Genomic DNA, 20596 nt, shown 5'->3' with positions numbered 1-20596 from the left:
GCGACCGCCGACCGTGCCGCCCGGATCGTCCGATCCGGGCGGTTCTGCACTCCGCGCAAGGATGGCGAGACTCATTCACATCCGTTGATCGGCACGTTACCGTCTGGTAACTCGATCGACGTGCTGCGATCGAGTCGAAAGGAGTGCGTCGATGCCTGCTACCCCCGCCAGGCGCGAACGCGCGACCCGACGACGGAATCTCGCCGTCGCCGTCGCCGCCGCTCTCGTCCTGCCGATGCTCGCCGGACCGGCCGCCCCCGCGACCGCCGCGGACCGGCCCGCCGTCCAACCGCTCGCCGCCAACCTGGAGGCGATCCGGGCCGCCGAGGCCACGGCCCTCTACGGCGCTCCGGCCATCCGACCGCTGGAGCAACGCCGCACCGCGCTGATCACCATGGGCGACAGCGAGATCTCCGGCGAGGGGGTCGGCAACTACGTCCCCGGCACCCACCAGAACGGCAACTGGTGCGACCGCTCGTACGACCAGGCGGTGTTCCGCACCGACATCCCCTCCGACGCGCAGTACAACCTGGCCTGCTCGGGCGCCACCCCGTGGAACCTGATCGCCGGCGGCCCCACCCAGCACAACGAGCTGAACCAGGGCGACTACCTGGGGATCAAGGCGCGCAACACGCACGTGAAGCTGATCTGGGTGGTGGTCGGCGCGAACGGGGACGGCACCATCCAGTTCGGCCCGGTCGCCACCGACTGCGCGATCAGCCGGGTCCTCTTCACCGGCCCCTGCTACCCGCGCTACACCGACCAGTGGACCATCCGCACCGACGGCAGCCGCCGGGCGGTGGTCGACGCGCTCACCGACATCCGGCAGACCATGACCAACGCCGGCTACCTGCGCTCCGACTACGAGCTGGTGCTCATGTCGTACCCCAGCCCGGGCAGCCCGGACGTGGAGGACAACCCGAACTTCCCCGGCTGGTACGCCGGCGGCTGCCTGCTCTACCTGGCCGACGCCGCGTTCGCCCGGAACAAGGCCGTGCCGATGTTCGAGTCGGCGCTGCGCGCCGCCGCCACCGAGACCGGCACCCGCTACCTGGACGCCAGCCGACTCTTCCACGGCCACGAGGTGTGCACCGACAACACCTCGGTCCGCGGCCTCTACATCGAGCTGGGCATCTGGGACGAGAACGCCGCCCGGCAGTCGTTCCACCCCAACGCCCGCGGGCACGGCATGTTCGCCCAGTGCATCACCCAGTTCTGGAACTCCGGGCAGGACCGGGCCAGTTGCGTTGACCCGGCCAGCACCGGCGGCGGCGTGCTCTACCCGGGGCTGCTGGAGTTCAAGCAGTTGCGCAACCTGGCCACCGGCACCTGCGTCGACGGCAGGGGGTACGACTCGCGCAACGGCACCGCCCAGCAGTCGTACGGCTGCCACGGCGGCCGCAACCAGGGCTTCTGGTACGACCCGAACCGCAGGTCGCTGCACTCGGAGCTCTCCCACGACCGCTGCCTGGACGTCGCGGGCGGGTCGATGACCGCCGGCACCGCGGTCAACATCTACGACTGCAACGGCAGCGCCGCCCAGCAGTTCGTCTTCGCCGGCAACCAGCTCAAGCCGGCCGGCGCGGGCAGTCTCTGCGTGGCGTTCGACAACCCGTGGCTGGGCAGCCCCCGGCTGCGGCTGGCGGCCTGCTCCACCAGCACCCGACAGCAGTGGTCGTACGAGTCCCGTAGCTTCGCCAACCCGGTCGGCTACGGCCACGACGACTTCATCGGCTCGCGCGTCTACTGAAGTGAAAGGAGGGGCCCCTTGTTAACGCCTGGGCGTTAACAAGGGGCCCCTCCTTTCACTTCGTGCGGGGGATGAGGATCAGGCGGGCCACGTTCCGGTCGCCGTCCTTCGCCCCGGCCACGCCGAGCGTCGTGCCGACCTTGACCTCGCTGGGCTGCACGGTCGCGCGCCGCTCGACCACCCGCAGGTCGTCGCCGAGGGTCCAGGTCATGGTGAACCCGTCGGTGGACTTCACGGTCATCGAGTCGCCGTCGACGGCGGTCACCGCACCGCGCTGCACGGCGACGGTCCGCGTACCGCCGTCCTTAGTCTGCACCACCGCCTCGCCGTGCAGGGTGTTCCTGCGCAGCAGCACCCGGGCCTGGTGGCGCTTGCGCCACTCCTCGCCGCGCTTCTGCCGGGCCTTCTCCCCCGCGCTGGGGGAGGCGCCCGGGGTGGCGGACCCACCGGGCGTGGCCGGCGCGGCGACGGCCTGGACGTCCAGGTCGGTGGCGTCGAAGCCCATCGCGGCCAGCGCCTGGCCTTCGACGCCCATCGCCGCGGCGACCTCGACGGCGGCGTCCCGAGCGGGCTGGCTGGCCACCTCGGCCGCGCCGCAGCCGCTGACGCCGAGCGCGACCGCCGCGAACAGCGACGTGGTGGCGGCGGCGAATCCCCAACGTGCCATGACTCTCCCTCTCGTTCGTGGAGCCCTCAGCCTTCCCCACGCCGACGAGCGCAGCATCAGGCCGATGTTCGGGTCGGGTAAGGATCGGCGGGCAGCCGGACGGTGAACGCCGCGCCGCCCTCCGGCGCGTGGCCGGCGACGATCTCCCCGCCCAGCCGGCGGACCAGCCCGGCGGCCAGCGCCAGCCCCAACCCGCTGCCCACCTTGCGGACCCCCCGGTAGCGCTGGTGCAGCGCGCCCCGCTCGAAAGCCACGGCCAGGTCGTCGTCGGTGAAGCCGGGTCCGCCGTCGCGGACCTCCAACACCCCGCCGGCAGCCGGGTCCGGGCCGGCCGGCCGGGCCGCGAGCACCACCGTTGCCCCCGGGGGTACGACCCGCAGCGCGTTCTCCAGCAGCCCGTCGACCACCTGCCGGATCCGTCCCGGATCGGTGTACGCCGGCACCGGCGCGTCGGGGACCTCCACCCGGAACGGCACGCCCACCGCCGCGCACCGGTCGGACCAGGTCCGTGCAGCGTCGGCGACGAGCCGGCCCAGGTCGACCGGCGCCGGTTCGAGCGGAAAGTCGGCGGCCTCCAGCCGGGCCAGCGCCAGCAGATCCCCGATCAACCGGTCCAGGTGCTCCGCCTCGGCCAGCACCGTACGGCCGGTGTCGGCCGTGCCCTCCGGCCCGATCACCCCGTCGGCCAGCGCCTCGGCGTAGCCCCGGATCGCGGTCAGCGGGGTACGCAGCTCGTGCGAGACGGACAGCAGGAACTCGCGCTGCCGGCCCTCGCTGGTCGACAGCGCGGCGGCCAGCCCGTTCAGCGCCTCGGCCAGGTCGGCCACCTCGTCCGGCGGCTCCACCGGCACCCGGACGGCCCGGTCGCCGGCGCGCAGCCGGGCGGCGGCCGTCGCCGCGGTGCGGATCGGGCGGGCCAGCCGGCGGGCCAGCAGCAGGCCGGCCACCACACCGGCGGCGAGCCCGGCCAGCAGCGGCAGCCAGAGGCTGAGCAGCACCCGCCGCCACAGCCCGGTCGCCGACGCGCGGGCAAGCACCACCCCGTTGCCGCCGGGCAACGCGCGCCCCTCGACCAGCGCGCGCCGGCCGTCGATCGGGCGGCGGGCGGAGACGTTGCGTCCCTGCGCGACCCGCTGCACCAGCTTCGGCGGCAGGCCCGACCGGTCGACCACCCCCCGCCGGATCAGGTACGCGTCGATGCCCTGGTTCCGGAGCTGCTGGATGAGCCGCTCCTCGTCGGCGGTGCGCCCCCGGTCCAGCCTGGTGCGCAGCACCTCGGCGGCGAGCCGGGCCTGGGCGGCGAGCGCCTCCTGGTCGCGTCGCTCGGCACCGCGTACCGCCAGCGGCACCGCGACGACCGCGGTGACCAGCACCGACACCAGCGCCACCGCGCAGGTGACCAGCACCGCACGGGCGGTCAGCGTCCGGCCGAAGCGGCTGCGCCGGGCTGGTGGGTTGGCGCCGAGCACCGGCAGCGCCATGGTCGGGGAGTCCGGCCGGGCCGCCGCCGGGTGCTCGGCCGGGCCGGTCGGGCCGGCCCGACGCGGGTCGGGCGGGCCGGCGGGGCGGGGGTGGTCAGGCATCGGCGGCGTACCCGACGCCCCGGTGGGTGCGGATCACGCTGGCCGGGCCGAGCTTCGCCCGCACCTGGGCGACGTGCACGTCGACCGTGCGGGTGCCGGCGTGCGCGGCGTAGCCCCACACCCCGGCCAGCAGTTCCTCCCGGGTGAAGACCCGCCCCGGCCGGGACATCAGGTGGGCCAGCAGGTCGAACTCGGTCGAGGTGAGCTGCACCGGTGCGCCGGCGGCGGTCACCGTCCGACGGGCCGGATCGAGGGTCACCGGGCCGACGACGCGTGGCCGGTCCGCGCCCTCCGGACCGCCGGCGGCGCGACGCAGCACCGCACGCACCCGGGCCACCAGCTCCCGCGGGCTGAACGGCTTGGTGACGTAGTCGTCGGCGCCCAGCTCCAGGCCGACGATCCGGTCCACCTCGTCGTCGCGGGCGGTGAGGAAGATGACCGGCGTCCAGTCACCGGCCTCGCGCAGCCGCCGGCAGATCTCGGTGCCGGGCAGGCCCGGCAGTGCGATGTCGAGCACGCAGGCCACCGGCCGTAGCCGGAGGGCGGCGGCCAGGCCGGCCGAGCCGTCCCGTTCCAGGTGTACGCCGAACCCGTCCCTGCTCAGGTAGAGCCGGACCAGGTCGGCGATGGCCGGCTCGTCCTCTACCACGAGGACGAGCCCGCGGTGCGGCGGGTCGACGGTCACCGACCCATGATGGTCGACCGGGCGTTGCCGGTACGGTCGGGGATTGTTCGAATCCGGTAAGGACCCGGTCAGCGCGCCACGACGGGACGGAACACGGCGGGCCGTGGCGCGGCCGGCGCGTCACCGATGGTGGCGACGATCCGCTCCCGTGGCGTCCGCAGTCGGGTACGGAAGGCGTGGTTGAGCAGCGCGTCGAGCTGCCACACCTGCTTCGGGTGAGCGGTGCGGATCAGGAACCGCTCGCGGATCCCGTCGATCGCCGTGGCGGCGAGTTCAACCGAGTGCAGCCGCGGATCGGGGCTCCAGGTGACGTTGCTCAGCTCGCGCAGCTCGGTGTTGAGGTGCAGGCGCAGCCGGTGCAGCAGTCGGGTCTGCTGGGTGACGACCAGCCGACGGTGGGTGAGCAACAGGAGATAGTCGCCGGTGACCGGGCGGTCCGGGCGGCTGCACCGGGTGACCAGGATGGTCGCGTCACCGGAGCCGACGCAGCGCCGGAACACCGGCATGTGCCGGCTCACCGTCTGCACGGCCAGGCCCGCCTCGGTGGCGGCCGGGAGGAACGTTCGGGAGAAGACGTCCATGACGTGCCCAACGACCTCCCGACGGGGAGTGACATGGGTCACGCAGGTTTTTTGGAAGTTCCACGCCCCGACGTCGCACCGGCTGTCCGACATCGACCACGCCGGGCGAGACGGCTGCCCGGCCGGCCGCCGTCAGCGGGTCGGCGACGACCCGCCGAGCCGTTGCAGCAGCAGGGACTGCTTGCGGAAGATCTGCCACCCCGGCGAAACCCACAGGATCCGCGGCTGGCGGAGGTCGAGGTAGTTGCTGTCGATGTTGATCCGCACCCCGCCCCAGGTCTCGTGGTGGTCGCCCCGGTACTGCTTCATCCGCCGGCCGGGCATCCAGAGTGAGGCCGGCAGCGCGCTGTCCGACACCGTCTGCACGCTGTCCCAGCGGGCGAAGTCGATCACGTCAGGACGGACGTGACCCGGCCGCGAGTAGGCCGCGACCTGGTCCCGCAGCCCGGCCGAGGTGACCTTGGTGTAGAAGCCGGACCGGAACCGCTGGTCGTGCAGCCGATTGCTCCACGCGCTCACGAAGGAGTTGACCGCTTCGGTGCAGGCCACGTTTCCGGCCGGGTAGTTCTCCATGTCGAGCGTGATGGTGCTGCTGGAGGCCAGACCGAGGGCGCGGGCGTTGCGCACCGCGTCGTCGGCCGCCTCACGACCCTGTGCCGCCGCCCGGGCCGGATCGATCCTGCGCTGGTACGTCGAGCAGGGCGCCTGCAGGCCGACGTAGAGCGGGAAGAGCCGCCAGCCGGCCGTCTGCTGGGTCGTCACCCAACTCCGGGTCAGGTTGGGCTGGGCACAGCCCCGGTTCACGCCGCCGATGTAGATGCCGACCGCGCGGTACGGCGACTGCAGCCACGCCTTCATCGCCGCGTTCGACGGCGCGGCACAGGTGTCGAACCCCAGGCCGGTGAAGGTGCCGGGCTGCGGCCCGTAGTACGGGTCAGCGGCCCTGGCCGGCCGGGCGGGGCCGGTCAGCGCGGCTCCCACGGCGAACACCACGACCGCCAGCGCGCCGACGAGTCGGCGGGTGCCACGGCGCGGACGAGGCGGGGAAAGACTGATGGTCACGGAGCTCCCGATCTCATGTGGACGGCGGGCGGGGATCGGCGGCAGAATTCTGCCCGGTCATCGGCCGCCTGTCGAGGCCCGTCCCCGGGATGCGTCCACCGGTCGCCGGTCCCCACGCGTGGCGTCAGGCCGGCTCGGCCGCCCGCAGTTCCGCCAGCCAGCCGGGGACCGCCTCGGCGTACTCCGCGCGGGCCGGGTCGGCGGTGTCCAGTGCCCGCCGCCAGGACAGCGCCCGGCTCACCGGGCCCAGCCCGACCGCCAGCTCGGCGGCCTCGACGAGGGTCCGCCGGTCGTACCGGTCGGTCCACGGCTCCAGGTAGCCGTCGCGCAGCCTGTCCAGCGCGGCGTCGTCCGCCGCCAGCTCGGTGGCGTACCGGATCGAGCGCAGGGTCACCAGCAGCGTGCCGAACGGGTGCGCCACGGAGGCGTCGCCCCAGTCGAAGTAGCGGTAGCCGTCCGGGCCGGCGAAGACGTTGCCGTCGTGCAGGTCGTCGTGCTGCACGGTGGCCGGAATGCCCATCTCGGCGAGCCGGCGGCACCGCTCGGCGTACGCCGGCAGCTCCGCCCGCAGCCACCGGTGGGTCTCCGGGCCGAGCCCACCCTCGGCGCCGATCCGGAGCGACCCGCGGTCGTCGAGCAGCCCGGCGAGCAGCTCGGGAAGGACCTCGGGGCGATGGTCGGGGACGCCGAGGGCGAGCAGTTCGTCGACCCGCGTCGCGGTGGTGAGCTGGAGCGCGGCGTACCCGGGCAGGGCCCGTTCCCAGTGCCTCAGGTCCCGGTCGCGGCCGAGCGTGTCGCGCAGCGACTCGCCGCCGTCCGGCAGCAGCGACCAGCCCTGGACCGGGTCGACGGCGAGCGGCGTCAGCACCCGGTCGGGCGCCAGCCGGGCCAGCGTCGCGACCAGGCCGGCCTCGTGCACGGTGCCCGGGTTGTTGGCCTTGAACCAGACCGGGCCGTCGTCGGTCGGCACCCGCCAGACCAGTGACCAGGGTCGCAGCCGGGGCTCGACCGGCCCGGTCACCCGCCGGCCGACCCGGTCGAGCTGCCCGTCGACCCAGGACCGGGCACCCCGCTGCCACTGCTCGCTCGACCAGTCGGGGGTGCGGGTGCGGGGGGTCGTCGTCACGGTCGGCAGCCTAGGCCGCCGGTCCCCGTCGCAGCGACACCTTTCCACCCGGTCGCCGGACGAGCAGCGCCAGCACGGGGCGGGCGTTGCGGCCCGTCGGTGTCAGAGCAGCTCGACGATGGTGGCGTTGGCCATGCCGCCGCCCTCGCACATGGTCTGCAGGCCGTAGCGGATGCCGTTGTCCCGCATGTGCTGGAGCATCGTGGTCATGATCCGGGCGCCGGAGGCGCCGAGCGGGTGGCCCAGGGCGATCGCCCCGCCGCGCGGGTTGAGCCGCTCCGGGTCCGCCTCGGTCTCCGCCAGCCAGGCCAGCGGCACCGGGGCGAACGCCTCGTTCACCTCGTACACCCCGATCTCCTCGATGCCCAGTCCCGCGCGGCGCAGCGCCTTCGCGGTGGCCGGGATGGGTGCGGTGAGCATGGTGACCGGGTCGTCGGCCGCGACCACGGCGGTGTGGATCCGGGCCAGGGGGCGGAGGCCGTGCCGGCTCGCCCACTCGCCGGTGGTGACCGCGAGGGCCGCTGCGCCGTCGGAGATCTGCGACGCCGACCCGGCCGTCACCACACCGTCGGCGCGGAACGGGGTCGCAAGCTCGCCCAGCTTCTCCAGCGAGGTGTCCCGTCGGATGCCCTCGTCGGCGGCGAACTTGCCGCCGTCGCCGAGCGCCACCGGTGCCAGCTCCGGGTCGAACGCCCCGGCGTCCTGGGCGGCGGCCGCCTTCTCGTGGCTGGCCAGCGCGAACTCGTCGAGCTGGGTGCGGGAGAACCGCCAGCGCTCGGCGATCAGCTCGGCGCCGACGCCCTGGTTGAACGGCAGCGGCGCGTCGTCGGCGAAGCCCTCGACCCCCCGGTAACGGTCCCGGAGCTGGTCGCTGAACGGCATCCCGCCGGCCACGCTGGAGCCCATCGGCACCCGGGTCATCGACTCCACCCCGCCGGCGACCACGAGGTCGGCCTGGCCGGAGAGGACCGTCGCGGCGGCGAAGTGCAGGGCCTGCTGGCTGGAGCCGCACTGCCGGTCGATCGTGGTGCCGGGCACCGTCTCCGGCCAGCCGGCGGCGAGCACGCCGTTGCGGGCGATGTTCCAGGACTGCTCGCCGACCTGCGACACGCAGCCCCAGAAGACGTCGTCGACGTGCTCCGGGTCGAGGCCGGTGCGCTCGGCGAGGGCGCGCAGCACGTGCGCCGACAGGTCGACCGGATGCACGCCCGCCAGGCTGCCCTTGCGCCGCCCGACCGGGGTGCGCACCGCGCCGACGATGACCGCGTCACTCATTCTCTACTCCCCGGTAACCTGGGCTGTCCCGATCCTACGTCCTTCGCCGGCCGGTCGTCCTCCCCCGCCCGGCAGGGATCCGACGGGGCGGGCATGCTGGTCGGATGGAATCCGAAGCCGCCCCGACCCGGCAGTGGCGGGTGCCTCCGACCGTGCCGTTGGCGAAGGCGGCCGGCGCCGTCGTCCTGGTCGCGCTCGGCCTGCTCTTCGCCGAGGGGGACCAGGTGCAACTGGTGCTGACCGGGCTGGTCGCACTCGGTCTGGTCGGCTGGGCCGTCCGCGACCTGCTGGCGCCGGTCCGGCTCGCGGTCGATCCCGCCGGGGTCACCGTGGTACGCGGCTTCGCCGGTCACCGCCGGCTGCCCTGGCCCGCGATCGAGAAGATCACCGTGGATCGGCGGGCCCGGTTCGGGTTGACCGCCGAGGTGCTGGAGATCGACGCCGGGGAGTCGCTGCACCTGTTCGGCCGGTTCGACCTGGGCGCCGACCCGGACGAGGTGGCCGAGGCGCTGCACGCCGCCCGCCCCGCCTGAGCACCCCGCCACCGGGCGTCGACCCGTCGGTCAGCCGGCCAGCAGCTGCGCGGTGCGGAGCAGGACCAGACCCAGCAGAGCCAGCAGGATCACCGCCCCGCCGCCGAACTGCACCAGCGTGCGCCGGCCCCGGGGGGCGTACGCGAGCACCAGGGCCATCGCCCCGCCGACCACCAGGCCGCCGAGGTGACCGGGGATCGAGATGCCCGGCACGGTCAGCGTGAACACCAGGTTGATCACCAGGATGGGGAGCACCTGGGAGATGTCCCGGCCCATTTTGCGCTCGATGATGATCAGCGCGGCGAAGAGACCGAAGATGGCGGTCGACGCGCCGGCGGTGGCCGCGTTCTGGGCGCTGAACAGGTAGGCGGCGACGTTACCGCCGAAGCCGGCGACCAGGTAGAGCGCGGCGAAGCGCAGCGGCCCCAGGTTGGCCTCCAGCGACCGACCCAGCACCCAGAGTGCCCACATGTTGAGCAGCAGGTGGATCACGCCGTAGTGCAGGAACATCGCGGTGAGCAAGCGGTAGTAGTCGCCGTCGGCGATGCCGTTCGGGGGGAAACCCGGCGGCGCGAGCCCGTAGACCGAACCCCAGTCGGTCAGCGGCGTGCTGCCACCCAGCAGACCGCCGAAGCCGGAGCCGCCCACCGCCGCGTCCCCGCCTCGGTCCGAGGCGATGGAGAGCAGCATCAGCAGCACGTTGACCGCGATCAGGGCCTTGGTCACGTAGCCGTGCCGGCCGGCCGCACCGCCACCGAAGGCGGTACGTGCCGGCCGGACGCTACGACGTCCCTCGTTGACGCACTCCGGGCACTGGTGCCCGACCGACGCCTCTCGCATGCAGTCCGGGCAGATCGGCCGGTCGCAGCGGGTGCACCGGACGTAGGTCTCCCGGCCCGGATGGCGGTAGCAGACCGGGGTGGTCGGTGGGGACTCGCTCACCGGGTCCACCCTCCGTTCGGCACCGCACGGCTCACCGGCGCCAGCCGGTCGCCTGCTCCGGAGCGCTCAGTCATGCGAGCAAAGGTACCTCGCCGAGCGATCAGCCAGCGGAACGCTCGATCTCCACCCGCTCGATCACCACGTCCTGCAGCGGACGGTCACTCGGGCCGGTCGGGGTGTTCGCGATCGCGTCCACCACCTTCACCGACTGCTCGTCGGCGACCTGGCCGAAGATGGTGTGCCGGTTGTTCAGGTGCGGCGTCGGGGAGACGGTGATGAAGAACTGCGAACCGTTGGTGCCCGGTCCGGCGTTCGCCATCGCCAGCAGGTACGGCCGGTCGAAGCGCAGCTCCGGGTGGAACTCGTCGGCGAACTGGTAGCCCGGCCCACCGCGACCGGTGCCGGTCGGGTCGCCCATCTGGACCATGAAGCCGCTGATCACCCGGTGCGAGATGGTGCCGTCGTAGTACGGCCCACTGCCCGGCTGACCGGTGCGCGGGTCGGTGTACTCCCGGTTGCCCTCGGCCAGGTCGACGAAGTTGCGGACCGTCTTCGGCGCGTGGTTGGGGAAGAGCTCCAGCCGGATCGGGCCAGCGTTGGTGTGCAAGGTGGCGTAGACAGCCTCGGCCACGGGTACTCCTCACTCGTTGGTCAGTTCCATGCGGATCCTCCCATGTGCCCGATCTGGCAGTGCGGAGGCATCCGAAGGTGGAGGATGACGAAGGAACAACTCCCAGGAGGTGGGACCGTGTTTGGAATCGGGCGGCGTAAGTCCCAGGGGCAGCTGGCCAGGGCTGAGCTGAACCAGAGCATCAGCCACCTGGTGCAGGCAGCCAACCACGCCGCGAAGGGTGCCGGTTCGAGTGTCGGTCCGCGGGTCCAGGCGGCCCGGGGCTACGTCGTACCGGCCGCGGCGAAGGTGCGCGACCGCGCGTCGACCGGCTGGGGGACGACACTCACCACGCTGGCACCGCTGGCGGCGGCGGCCCGCGATGGCGCCGCGCAGGCGGGGCCGCTGACCAGGAAGGCCAAGTCGAAGAACATGCGGATCACCGGCAAGAAGAAGCAGCCGCGTCGTCGCGGCTCGATGATGACCGGCCTGCTGGCCGCCGGCGCGGTCGCCGGCCTCGCCGGCGCGGTGGCGCTGCGCCGCCGGCGCGAGCAGCAGGAGTGGGCGGAGTACGACCCGACCCGCACCCTGGAGCCCATGCGCGACGAGGTGGACTCCATCGAGGTGCGGACGCCGTCGGCCGGCGGCACCAGCACCGACGCGTCCACCATGGCCAGTGGGTCCCCGGTGGCCGGCGGCCCGACCGGCGCCGGCAGCTCGGCGGTGGCCGGCGGCGACAGTGCCAGCACCACCGCTCCGAACAAGCAGTCGACGGTCAACCCGACGACCAAGGTCCCCTCGGTCGCCGAGGGCGCCAAGAACGCCTCCGGCCGTCCGGCGGACGACCTCACCAAGGCGCTCGGCAAGGACACCGCCCGCACCAACGGGCGCCGCTGACCGCAGCGGTCACGGACAAGCGCCGGCGAGGCGGGGGCCACCCCGCAGCGCCGGCGCTTCCGTGTCCCGCGCAACTCCGGTGTCAGGAAGGGGCCCTTCCTTCCGGTCAGAGCCAGCCGTTGCGGCGGAACCAGCGGTAGAGGGCCAGCGAGATGGCGAGCATCAGGGCCAGCACGCCCGGGTAGCCGTACGTCCACTTCAGCTCGGGCATGTTCTCGAAGTTCATCCCGTAGACGCCGGCGAACGCCGTCCAGACCGCGGCGATCGCCGCCCAGGCGGCGATCTTGCGCATGTCGTTGTTCTGGTCGACGGTGACCTGGGCCAGCCGCGCCTGGAGGATCGAGTTGAGCAGGTCGTCGTACGAGTTGACCTGTTCGACGGTGCGGCTGAGGTGGTCCTGCACGTCGCGGAAGTAGCGCCGGATCTCCTTGGGCACGTCCCGGTTGACCTGCGAGGTCAGCGTCATCAGCGGACGTTGCAGCGGGATCACCGCCCGCTTGAACTCCACCAGCTCACGCTTCATCTGGTAGATCCGCTGGATCCGGCCGCTGCCGTTGCGGTCGAACACCTCGGCCTCCAGCACGTCCAGGTCGTCCTCGATCTGGTCGGCGACCTCCAGGTACAGGTCGACCACCCGGTCGGTCACCGCGTACGCGACCGCCCACGGGCCCTGGAGCAGCAACTCCTGCTTGGTCTCCAGGTCGGCGCGGACCGGGGCGAGCCGGCAGGCGTCCCCGTGCCGGACACTGATCAGGAAGTGCGGGCCGATGAAGAGCATCACCTGACCCGTCTCCACCACCTCTGAGTTCTCGGTCAGCTCGTCGTGCTCGCAGTAGCGGGCGGTGCGCAACACCAGGAAGCTGACCTCGCCGAACTGCTCCAGCTTGGGCCGCTGCTCCGCCTTCACCGCGTCCTCGACGGCCAACTCGTGCAGCCCGTAGGTCTCCGCGATCGCGGTCATCTCGGACAGCTCGGGTTGGTGCAGGCCGATCCAGACGAAGCCGTTCTCCTCCCGGCGGGCCGCGGCGAGCGCCTCCGCGTACGTCCACTGGCCGGGCTGCCGCCGGCCGTCGACGTAGAGCGCGCAGTCGACCACCGAGCTGCGGCCGGGGCCGGCGGGGGGCGGCGCGGGGGGCGAGCCGTCAGCGTTGAGGATCCGCGTCATGGCGCGGACCGGGGACGGCCAGGCTCGTCGGAGCGTGCGCCCGGTGGCCTGCGGCGCCAACCGGCCCCGCTCTGCCCGATCCGTCATCGCGCCACCTCCCCACGCTCGGCTGCGGCTTGCAGGTTACGCCGGTTCCGGGGCGCGGCACGGGTGACGGCGGTCGCGTGGGGCGGCGCCGGGCGGGCCGGGCCGCTTCAGGGGGGTGAGGGGACGACACGGCCCACCCGGCGCCCGTGGGGGCGGGGGGTTCTGCTTGCGCGCGTCACCCGGGGTGTCAGGCCCGACGACCGGGCGGTGACCTCCGCTACACCTGGTGGGTGACGCTCGCAGCATTGTGGGCCGCCGGCCGCCCGGGCGGGAGTCCCGGAACGGCCGGCATCGTCGTTCTGTCGGAAACCCGACAGAAAACTCAGGCGCGGACGGCCTCCACCGCCTCCGCGAGCCTCCGCACACCCTCGTCGATCCGGTCCGCCGTCACCGCGGAGAAGGCCAGCCGCAGCGCGTGTCGACCGCCGTCCAGCACGAAGTCACTGCCCTTGACCACGGCGACTCCACGCTCGGCCGCCGCCGGGGCGAGCCGGTCGACCAGCACGTCCTCGCCGAGCTCGACCCAGAGGAAGTAGCCACCGTCCGGCTCGACGAACCGGGCCTGCGGCAGGTGCCGGCGCAGCGACTCGGCCAGCACCCGGGCCCGCTCGCCGAGCGCCGACCGGACGGTCTCGATCGAGCGGTCGATGTCGCCCGAGACGCAGAACTGGTGCACGATCGCCTCGGACACCATGCCCGGCGAGATGTAGAGGCTGGTGGCGTTCTTGGCGATGTCGGCGATCAGGTCGGCCGGGCCGACGAGGTAACCCACCCGCACGCCCGGGCAGACGGTCTTCGTGAAGCTCGACGCGTGCACCACCACGTTGCGGGTGTCCAGCGACAGCATCGACGGCAGCGCCTCGCCCCGGAACCGGATGTCGGCGTACGGGTCGTCCTCGAAGATCGTGAACTCGTACTCCGCGGCCAGGTCGAGCAGCTCCCGCCGCTTCTCCAGCGAGAGCGTCACGCCGGCCGGGTTCTGGTAGTTCGGGATGACGTGCGCGAGCCGGGGACGGACCCCGGACTCCAGCAGCTTGCGCAGCTCGGCGGTGTCCAGGCCGTCCGGCTGGATCGTGACGCCGTGCAACTCGCTGCCCATCCGCTGGAGGTTGAGCAGCGTCCGGTCGTAGGTCGGGCGCTCCACGACCACCGCGTCCCCCGGGCGGACCAGGTGGTCGAAGAGGAACGCGTCGGCCTGGAGGGAGCCGTTGGTGACCAGCACCTGCTCCGCCTCGACACCGTGCTTCTCGGCGATCCACTGTCGCAGCGGAAGGTAGCCGACGGAGGTGCCGTACGCCGTGACCCCCGCGGGATCGGCGTCGAAGGCGCGGACGGCGGCGGCCTTGAGGCCCTCGATATCGACGATGTCCAGCGAGGGAGCCCCACGGGCGAAGGAGATCAGCTGCTCGGCGGTCATGGGTGTTGAGCGTACGGGCGGCAACGGGGGACGCGCGGACGGCACGGCGATGTCCGCATCCTGAGCCACCGGGTCGGGTGACCCGCCTCCGCCGCCTCGGCGGCAGATCAGACCGGAAGGGCGAGCGGGTCGTGCTGCGCTTCGCGGGAAAGTCCCTCCAGGTGCAGGCCGAGGGCGTCGAGCAGCTGCCCCCAGTCGAAGTAGGACCGCCAGGCCACGATGCGCCCCCGACGCACCCGGACCACGTCCGCCACGTCCCAGCTCACCGCCCGGCCGGTGGGCGCCACCGTGCCGAACGGCGAGTGCAGCGTGCCGGTGTGCGTACCGGTCAGCCGCAGCTCGACCGCCGCGCCACCGGCGGTCCGCACCGCGTGCAACGGATCGACTCGCAGGTCCGGAAAGGCGCCGGTCCAGGTACGCAGCAGCGCGGGCAGCTCGATCGGGCGGACCGTCACGCCCGGCATGGCGTAGAACGCCTCCGGGGCGTAGAGATCCGGCAGCCGGGCGACGTCCCGGCGCAGGAGCATGGCGTACTGCTGCTCGACCAGCCGCTCCGCGTCGCGCATCACGCCTCCCCCACGGCCGCGGCGTCTCCGCGCCCGTGGGGGATCCTTACCCGTCGATCCGCACGCCACACCTGCCCGGCGCCCGACCGGTCAGCCGGTGCCGACCATCTGGCTCTGCGCCCAGACCCGCATGATGTCCCGGACCGAGATCACCCCGGCGACCTCGCGGCCATCCAGGACAACCAGGTGGCGGAAGCCGCCCCGGGCCATCGCGGCGGCCGCCTCGGCCACCGTCCAGTCCGGGCCGGCGTAGACGACGTCCCAGGTCAGGTGGGCGCCGGTGCGCTCCACGTCGCAGTCCAGGCCCGCGCCGATGGCGTTCAGCACGTCGCGCTCGGTCATGATCCCGACTCCCTCGGAGTCCGGGTCGATCACGACCGCCGACCCGACACCTCGGGCCGACATCATCCGGGCCGCCTGGCGGAGCGTGTGCTCCGGACCGACGACGAGGACCTCGTTGGACATCGCTTCCCGTACCTGCATCACGCATCACCCCTATGGGACGGTGGCATCCGGTAGGGACATGGTGGGCCGTGGATGTTTCCGGGACAAGACCGGGCATCGCCGCGACGCCGGGCCGCTCGCTACTGTCGGACCGTGTCCCCCGAGCCCCTGCGCTGCGCCGGCGCGCTGATCGTCGACCACGACGGCCGCATCTTCTTCCAGCGCCGGTCGCCGCACCGGCGCCTCTCTCCCAAGAGCTGGGACAGCGTCGGTGGTCACCCGGAGCCGGGCGAGGAGGTCGAGGGGGCGCTGCGCCGGGAGTACCGCTACGTCGGCGACGACGGCCTGATCCGGCGGATCGCGGAGGAGGGCTTCGCCGTCCTGCGGTCGATCGGTCCGTGAACACCGTCGAGCTGGCGCCGCACCGGTTCGCCGGGCTGGTCGCCCCGGCCGTGGACCGGGCGTTCGTGGCCGGCATGCTGGCCGGCCGCGACGGCGGTGGCGCCGAGCTGAGCCAGCGCTACGGCGGCCCCGCCGCGACCGGTTTCCTGGTGGAGTTCCGCACCCGGCTGGCAGCTCCCGGCGGAACGGTCGACGGGCCGGGGTTCGCGGCGGTCACCCGGTACCGCGACCCGGCCACCTGCCAGCGTGCGCTGGACAAGCAGGTGGCGCACGGGATGATCCACCGCCGCCCGGACGGCGGGCTTTCCGCCACGGACCGGGGCGCCGCCTTCCTCGCCGAGATCTACCAGGTGCACGCCGAGGTGACCGAGGAACTGTGGGCCGGACACGACGACCGGGTGCTCCGGCTGGTGGCCTCGCTCGGCCGGCTGCTGGCGTACGCCCTGGTGCTGGCCGAGGAGGAGGGGGACGCGGCGGGCTCGGCGTTCACCGCGATGGCGCCGCCGTACGAGCCGGACGGCACCCCGCCGGGCGTGCTGCTGCTCAACCGGCTCGGCACGCTGCGGTACCACCGGGCCGACGCCCACGCCGCCGCCTGGGCAGCCGCCGGGCACACCGCCGCCAGTGCCAGCGACCTGCCGGACGGGCCGGAGCGGCTGGCGATCGAGCTGGAGACCGACCGTCGGGCGGCCGGCCCGTACGCCGCGCTCGGCGCGGAGGAGCGGCTGACCATGCTCGCCGACCTGGCCGCGCTGCCCGGCTGACCGGTTGGCCGCAGCGCGGCGCTCACCCGGGGCTATCCTCCACCGGTGACGGGGAGTGGGACGAGGGAGGATGTGCCGATGATCGGGATGGTGCTCGCGGCCGGGGCGGGGCGCCGGCTGCGCCCGTACACCGACACCCTGCCCAAGGCGCTGGTGCCGGTCGACGGGGACACCACGATCCTGGACATCGCGCTGGGCAACCTCGCCGAGGTGGGGCTCACCGACATCGTGATCGTCGTCGGCTACGCGGCGGAGACGGTCCGGGAGCGGCAGGCCGACCTGGAGAAGCGGTACGGGGTCACCCTCACGCTCGTGCACAACGACAAGGCCGAGGAGTGGAACAACGCCTACTCCCTCTGGCTGGCCCGGGAGCACTTCGCACGGGGGGTCCTGCTGGTCAACGGCGACACCGTGCACCCGGTGAGCGTGGAGAAGACCCTGCTGGCCGAGCGTGGCCCGGGCATCCTGCTCGCGGTGGATACCCTCAAGCCGCTGGCCGAGGAGGAGATGAAGACCACCTTCGACGCCGCCGGCCAGCTAACCCGGATCACCAAGCTGATGGACCCGGGTGAGGCGTACGGGGAGTACATCGGCGCGACGCTGATCGAGCCGCAGGTCGCCGACGCACTCGCCGACGCACTCGAGGCCACCTGGCGGCGCGACCCGAACCTCTACTACGAGGACGGCTACCAGGAGTTCGCCGACCGCGGTGGCGAGGTGCGGGCCGCCCCGATCGGTGACGTGCCCTGGGTGGAGGTCGACAACCACGCCGACCTGGCCCGCGCGCGGGAGATCGCGTGCCGCTACTAGCCCGTACGGTCAACACCCCGCTGGTGATCGAGGTCCGCCGGGGTGCGGTGGCCGACCTGGGGCCGCTGCTGGCCGACCGGCGGATCTCGGCCGGCGGCGATGTCGCCGTGGTGGTCGGCCCCGGCCAGGGCGAGAAGATCGTCGAGCTGTGCCGGCCCAGCCTCGGCTCGGCGGACGTCTTCACCGTCGCCGGCGGCACCATCGACGCGGCCAACGAGCTCGGTGACCGGCTCCGGTCCCGCTCGTACGACGCGGTGGTCGGCATCGGCGGCGGAAAGACCATCGACACCGCCAAGTACGCCGCCACCCGGTACGGCATCCCGATGGTGACCGTGGCGACCAGCCTCGCCAACGACGGCATCGCCTCGCCCACCGCCTCCCTCGACCACGAGGGCGGCAAGGGTTCCTACGGGGTGCACATCCCGATAGCGGTCATCGTCGACCTGGACTTCGTGGAGAACGGGCCGGACAGCCAGACCCAGGCCGGCATCGGCGACGCGGTCAGCAACGTGAGCGCCTGCGCCGACTGGGAACTGGCCCACCAGGTCCGTGGCGAGCCGATCGACGGCCTCGCCGTGACGCTCGCCCGCACCGGCGCCGAGGCGTTGATCAATCACCCCGGCAAGATCACGGACGACGCGTTCCTCACCACGCTGGCCGAGGCGCTGATCCTCGGCGGGATCGCGAGTTCGGTGTCCGGGTCGAGCCGCCCGGCCAGTGGCGGTGACCACGAGATCTCGCACGCCATCGACCGGCTCTACCCCGGCACCGGCTCACACGGCGAGCAGGTCGGGCTCGGGGCGCTGTTCTGCACCTTCCTCCGCGGCGACCTCGAACGCTTCGGCCAACTCGCCCGCTGCCTGCACCGGCACGGTCTCGCCACCGTCCCCGCCGACCTGGGCCTCACCGACGACCAGTTCGTCGAGGCGGTGCAGTTCGCGCCCCGGACCCGGCCGGACCGGTTCACCATCCTCGAACACCTGGCGCTGTCGCCTACCGGGACGCGGGAGCGGCTGGCAGACTACGCCGGTGCAATCCGCGACCAGCTTGGCTGACCCCCGTCCCACCGTCGCCGACTTCCACCGCGTGAACCGGGGCGGCGGTCTGTTCAGCGAGTCGATCAGCCAGTGGCTGGGCGCGGTCTTCGCGCTGGTCGCCCAGCGGCTCGGGCTGCGCCCGACCGCGCTGACGATCACCAACCTGGTGCTCGGGCTGGCCACCTCGGTCACCGTCGTGGCGCTGGCCGAGCCGGTCGCCGCCGGTGACGTACCGGCCTGGGTGGTCGGCCTGCTCGCGCTGGTCGGCTGGCAGGTGGCGTACTCCCTGGACTGCGCGGACGGCCAGCTCGCCCGGGTGACCGGGCAGGGCAGTGCAGCGGGCGCCCGGGTCGACGTGCTCTGCGACGTGGCCGCCCAGATCGCCCTGGTGGCCGCCCTGTCCGCCACCGCGGTGGCGCAGCAACCGTCGACGCCGACGTGGCTGGTGGCGACGTTCGCCGGCACCTGGATGGTCAACCTGGTCACCTCGGTGATGCAGGCCGGCCCGAGCGCGGCCAGCATGGTCACCTCGACCTCGCTGCCGGTACGCCTGGTGAAGCTCGTCCGCGACTACGGCGCGGTGATCTTCGTGGCCGCCCTGGTCCTGGCCCTGGCCCCTGCCCTGACCCTCTGGGTGATGGCCGCGTTCACCGTCGTCAACGGCGGCTTCCTGCTCGCCAGCATCGCCTTCTCCGCCCGCGCCTCCCTGCGCTGACCCGCGAGGGTTCACGTCCGGCTCCGGTCCGGAGCCGTCCAGCCGACCCTGCCCCTGGAGAACGACGCACACCGCGAGAAGCGATATGCCGGAGAGTTATGAATATGCCTCTGCGGCATATCGCTCGCGGTGGCCCGCACCGCCGGGCCGGCAGGGGACAAGCGGCAGACGCGGGCAGGGTCAGGGGCGGCGGGCGGTGTGGGACAGGCCGGCGTAGATGTCGAGGAGGCGCTTGGTGACCACGTCGGGGTGGAAGGTCTGCTCGTAGCGGAGCCGCGCCGGCCCGGCGAGCGCCGCAGCACCGGCCCGGGCGACCGGCAGGGCCGCGGCCAGCGCCGCCGGTTCCGGAGGCACCACCCAGCCGGCGGTCCCGGTGACCACACCCGCAGGCAGCGGCGACCCACCCCCGGCCTCGGCGGAGGCCAGGCCGCCGCCCCCCGCGACGGCGGAGGCGACCGCGGCCGGCCCGGTGCCGACGGGCTCGCGCGGGCCGTCCGCCCCGATCAGGTACGGGATGCCTCCCAACGCGGTGCCGAGGACCGGCCGACCGCTGGCCAACGCTTCGATGATCACGGTCGGCAGCACGTCGTGCCACATGGAGGCGGCGATCACCACCGCACTCGCCTCGACCGCCGCGCGTACCCCGGCCCGGTCGAGCTGGCCCAGGTAGAGCACGTCGGGTCGCTCGGCGGCGGCGGCCTCCACGAGCGGGCGCAGCTCGCCGTCGCCGGCCACGCGCAGCGTGCCCAGCGCGCCCACCGGATGCCGGCGCCACGCGTCCAGCAGCAGGTCGACGCCCTTCTCCGGGGACAGCCGGGCCATGTAGAGGAACCCGTCGCCGAGCGGCGCGGGCCGCCCCGGGTCCGGCACGGCGTTGGGCTTCACCACGATCCGTTCGTCCGGAATGCCGTAATCCCGGAGGTGGTCGGCGATGGCCGAGGTGAGCGCGACGAACCGGTCCACCGACCGCCAGGTGCCACGGTGCACGGCCAGGGTGGTCGCCATCAGGGCGCTCTGCGCCGCCGAGTCGCGGTAGCAGCGATGCCTGATCGCCGGCACGCCCAGCGCCCGGCCCTTGCAGTCCTGACAGATCACGCCGTCGCGGAAGTAGATCCCCGAGGAGCAGACCTGCCGGTAGTTGTGCACCGTCTGCACCACGGGCACGCCGTGGCGGTGCGCGGTCCGCACCACCCAGGGCGAGAGCAGGGGGTACGGGTTGTGCAGGTGCAGCACGTCCGGCCGGTGCTCGGTGAGCAGCCGGCTCAGGTCGTGCTGGGCGCGCGGCGCCCAGATCGGCGAGATCGGCAGCAGGGCCTTGGCCGCCTTCGACATCGACGGAATTTCGTCCGAACTTCGGATGAACGGCAGCACCTCGACGCCGGCCGCGGTGAGCTGGGCGATCTCCGAGTCGACGATGATGTTCTCGCCGGACGGCTGGGCTTCCCGGTACCGGTTGTGTGCCACCACGATTCTCACAG

22 protein-coding genes are annotated in these 20596 nt (G+C 73.2%); 8 read left to right on the top strand and 14 right to left on the bottom strand.

Annotated features, from left to right (window positions below; translation table 11 throughout):
* Window positions 1–151 precede the first annotated feature (151 nt).
* On the top strand, window positions 152–1750 hold the full coding sequence (locus ACFOW4_RS11875) for a ricin-type beta-trefoil lectin domain protein (RefSeq protein WP_377527043.1): 1599 nt from the start codon (window positions 152–154) through the stop codon (window positions 1748–1750).
* Between the two features lie 55 nt (window positions 1751–1805).
* Here the strand turns inward: ACFOW4_RS11875 and ACFOW4_RS11870 are convergent, their stop codons facing one another.
* The 7 genes from ACFOW4_RS11870 to ACFOW4_RS11840 all read right to left on the bottom strand — a co-directional run bounded on the left by ACFOW4_RS11870 (window position 1806) and on the right by ACFOW4_RS11840 (window position 8729).
* Window positions 1806–2417, bottom strand: coding sequence for a hypothetical protein (locus ACFOW4_RS11870; protein ID WP_377527041.1), 612 nt, complete (start codon window positions 2415–2417; stop codon window positions 1806–1808).
* 56 nt (window positions 2418–2473) lie between these two features.
* Window positions 2474–3898, bottom strand: a complete 1425-nt coding sequence (locus ACFOW4_RS11865) for a histidine kinase dimerization/phospho-acceptor domain-containing protein (RefSeq protein WP_377527093.1) — start codon at window positions 3896–3898, stop codon at window positions 2474–2476.
* A gap of 94 nt (window positions 3899–3992) precedes the next feature.
* Window positions 3993–4685 (bottom strand): response regulator transcription factor, encoded by a 693-nt coding sequence (locus ACFOW4_RS11860; protein ID WP_377527040.1) that lies wholly within the window; start codon window positions 4683–4685, stop codon window positions 3993–3995.
* A 68-nt stretch (window positions 4686–4753) separates the two neighbouring features.
* Window positions 4754–5266 carry a hypothetical protein gene (locus ACFOW4_RS11855; RefSeq protein WP_377527092.1) on the bottom strand — a complete coding sequence of 171 codons (513 nt, stop codon included), beginning with the start codon at window positions 5264–5266 and terminating at the stop codon, window positions 4754–4756.
* Between the two features lie 132 nt (window positions 5267–5398).
* A complete protein-coding gene (locus ACFOW4_RS11850; RefSeq protein WP_377527038.1) occupies window positions 5399–6328 on the bottom strand; it encodes a DUF1906 domain-containing protein in 930 nt (309 codons plus the stop codon).
* Window positions 6329–6452: 124 nt separating this feature from the next.
* Complete coding sequence (locus ACFOW4_RS11845) at window positions 6453–7454, bottom strand: aminoglycoside phosphotransferase family protein (protein WP_377527037.1); 1002 nt, start codon at window positions 7452–7454, stop codon at window positions 6453–6455.
* A 102-nt stretch (window positions 7455–7556) separates the two neighbouring features.
* On the bottom strand, window positions 7557–8729 hold the full coding sequence (locus ACFOW4_RS11840; RefSeq protein ID WP_377527035.1) for a thiolase family protein: 1173 nt from the start codon (window positions 8727–8729) through the stop codon (window positions 7557–7559).
* A gap of 104 nt (window positions 8730–8833) precedes the next feature.
* Between ACFOW4_RS11840 and ACFOW4_RS11835 the strand changes: the two genes are divergently transcribed.
* Entirely contained in the window at window positions 8834–9262 is a 429-nt protein-coding gene (locus ACFOW4_RS11835) for a PH domain-containing protein (protein WP_377527034.1), read from the top strand.
* 30 nt (window positions 9263–9292) lie between these two features.
* Here ACFOW4_RS11835 and ACFOW4_RS11830 read toward each other — a convergent pair whose 3' ends face one another.
* Complete coding sequence (locus ACFOW4_RS11830; RefSeq protein ID WP_377527031.1) at window positions 9293–10204, bottom strand: rhomboid family intramembrane serine protease; 912 nt, start codon at window positions 10202–10204, stop codon at window positions 9293–9295.
* Window positions 10205–10304: 100 nt separating this feature from the next.
* Complete coding sequence (locus tag ACFOW4_RS11825) at window positions 10305–10835, bottom strand: peptidylprolyl isomerase (protein WP_377527030.1); 531 nt, start codon at window positions 10833–10835, stop codon at window positions 10305–10307.
* 84 nt (window positions 10836–10919) lie between these two features.
* Between ACFOW4_RS11825 and ACFOW4_RS11820 the strand changes: the two genes are divergently transcribed.
* Entirely contained in the window at window positions 10920–11711 is a 792-nt protein-coding gene (locus ACFOW4_RS11820) for a hypothetical protein (protein WP_377527028.1), read from the top strand.
* Between the two features lie 106 nt (window positions 11712–11817).
* Here ACFOW4_RS11820 and corA read toward each other — a convergent pair whose 3' ends face one another.
* The 4 genes from corA to ACFOW4_RS11800 all read right to left on the bottom strand — a co-directional run bounded on the left by corA (window position 11818) and on the right by ACFOW4_RS11800 (window position 15429).
* Window positions 11818–12963, bottom strand: a complete 1146-nt coding sequence (gene corA / locus ACFOW4_RS11815) for a magnesium/cobalt transporter CorA (RefSeq protein WP_377527027.1) — start codon at window positions 12961–12963, stop codon at window positions 11818–11820.
* Between the two features lie 322 nt (window positions 12964–13285).
* Complete coding sequence (locus ACFOW4_RS11810) at window positions 13286–14380, bottom strand: PLP-dependent aminotransferase family protein (protein ID WP_377527025.1); 1095 nt, start codon at window positions 14378–14380, stop codon at window positions 13286–13288.
* 107 nt (window positions 14381–14487) lie between these two features.
* Window positions 14488–14946 (bottom strand): ester cyclase, encoded by a 459-nt coding sequence (locus tag ACFOW4_RS11805; RefSeq protein WP_377527024.1) that lies wholly within the window; start codon window positions 14944–14946, stop codon window positions 14488–14490.
* 90 nt (window positions 14947–15036) lie between these two features.
* The gene (locus ACFOW4_RS11800) at window positions 15037–15429 is read right to left on the bottom strand and encodes a cyclic nucleotide-binding/CBS domain-containing protein (RefSeq protein WP_377527022.1); all 393 of its coding nucleotides are present in this window, start codon (window positions 15427–15429) and stop codon (window positions 15037–15039) included.
* Window positions 15430–15543: 114 nt separating this feature from the next.
* Here ACFOW4_RS11800 and ACFOW4_RS11795 point away from each other — a divergent pair, with 114 nt between their 5' ends.
* The 5 genes from ACFOW4_RS11795 to ACFOW4_RS11775 all read left to right on the top strand — a co-directional run bounded on the left by ACFOW4_RS11795 (window position 15544) and on the right by ACFOW4_RS11775 (window position 19118).
* The gene (locus ACFOW4_RS11795) at window positions 15544–15792 is read left to right on the top strand and encodes an NUDIX domain-containing protein (protein ID WP_377527021.1); all 249 of its coding nucleotides are present in this window, start codon (window positions 15544–15546) and stop codon (window positions 15790–15792) included.
* Entirely contained in the window at window positions 15789–16556 is a 768-nt protein-coding gene (locus ACFOW4_RS11790) for a hypothetical protein (protein WP_377527019.1), read from the top strand. Before ACFOW4_RS11795 ends, ACFOW4_RS11790 begins: the two co-directional genes overlap by 4 nt.
* A gap of 78 nt (window positions 16557–16634) precedes the next feature.
* Window positions 16635–17366 carry a sugar phosphate nucleotidyltransferase gene (locus ACFOW4_RS11785; protein WP_377527018.1) on the top strand — a complete coding sequence of 244 codons (732 nt, stop codon included), beginning with the start codon at window positions 16635–16637 and terminating at the stop codon, window positions 17364–17366.
* Entirely contained in the window at window positions 17354–18421 is a 1068-nt protein-coding gene (locus ACFOW4_RS11780; protein WP_377527016.1) for an iron-containing alcohol dehydrogenase family protein, read from the top strand. The genes ACFOW4_RS11785 and ACFOW4_RS11780 overlap by 13 nt, the downstream gene beginning before the upstream one ends.
* Entirely contained in the window at window positions 18396–19118 is a 723-nt protein-coding gene (locus ACFOW4_RS11775) for a CDP-alcohol phosphatidyltransferase family protein (RefSeq protein WP_377527015.1), read from the top strand. The genes ACFOW4_RS11780 and ACFOW4_RS11775 overlap by 26 nt, the downstream gene beginning before the upstream one ends.
* 180 nt (window positions 19119–19298) lie before the next feature.
* On the opposite strand, the gene ACFOW4_RS11770 is transcribed toward ACFOW4_RS11775, so the two are convergent.
* Window positions 19299–20594, bottom strand: a complete 1296-nt coding sequence (locus ACFOW4_RS11770; RefSeq protein WP_377527012.1) for a glycosyltransferase — start codon at window positions 20592–20594, stop codon at window positions 19299–19301.
* Between the last annotated feature and the right edge of the window lie 2 nt (window positions 20595–20596).

Source organism: Micromonospora sp. GCM10011542 (assembly GCF_042650685.1).
In the GTDB taxonomy this organism is placed as follows: Bacteria; Actinomycetota; Actinomycetes; order Mycobacteriales; family Micromonosporaceae; genus Micromonospora.
This window is presented reverse-complemented; position numbering and strand designations above follow the sequence as displayed.

Bases quoted from the DNA above. Each gene is read 5' to 3' on its own strand.
- corA (WP_377527027.1), bottom strand. From the start codon at position 12,963: ATGACGGATCGGGCAGAGCGGGGCCGGTTGGCGCCGCAGGCCACCGGG.
- ACFOW4_RS11870 (WP_377527041.1), bottom strand. From the start codon at position 2,417: ATGGCACGTTGGGGATTCGCCGCCGCCACCACGTCGCTGTTCGCGGCG.
- ACFOW4_RS11865 (WP_377527093.1), bottom strand. From the start codon at position 3,898: ATGGCGCTGCCGGTGCTCGGCGCCAACCCACCAGCCCGGCGCAGCCGC.
- ACFOW4_RS11840 (WP_377527035.1), bottom strand. From the start codon at position 8,729: ATGAGTGACGCGGTCATCGTCGGCGCGGTGCGCACCCCGGTCGGGCGG.
- ACFOW4_RS11810 (WP_377527025.1), bottom strand. From the start codon at position 14,380: ATGACCGCCGAGCAGCTGATCTCCTTCGCCCGTGGGGCTCCCTCGCTG.
- ACFOW4_RS11835 (WP_377527034.1), top strand. From the start codon at position 8,834: ATGGAATCCGAAGCCGCCCCGACCCGGCAGTGGCGGGTGCCTCCGACC.
- ACFOW4_RS11875 (WP_377527043.1), top strand. From the start codon at position 152: ATGCCTGCTACCCCCGCCAGGCGCGAACGCGCGACCCGACGACGGAAT.
- ACFOW4_RS11785 (WP_377527018.1), top strand. From the start codon at position 16,635: ATGATCGGGATGGTGCTCGCGGCCGGGGCGGGGCGCCGGCTGCGCCCG.
- ACFOW4_RS11800 (WP_377527022.1), bottom strand. From the start codon at position 15,429: ATGCAGGTACGGGAAGCGATGTCCAACGAGGTCCTCGTCGTCGGTCCG.
- ACFOW4_RS11805 (WP_377527024.1), bottom strand. From the start codon at position 14,946: ATGCGCGACGCGGAGCGGCTGGTCGAGCAGCAGTACGCCATGCTCCTG.
- ACFOW4_RS11820 (WP_377527028.1), top strand. From the start codon at position 10,920: ATGACGAAGGAACAACTCCCAGGAGGTGGGACCGTGTTTGGAATCGGG.
- ACFOW4_RS11855 (WP_377527092.1), bottom strand. From the start codon at position 5,266: ATGGACGTCTTCTCCCGAACGTTCCTCCCGGCCGCCACCGAGGCGGGC.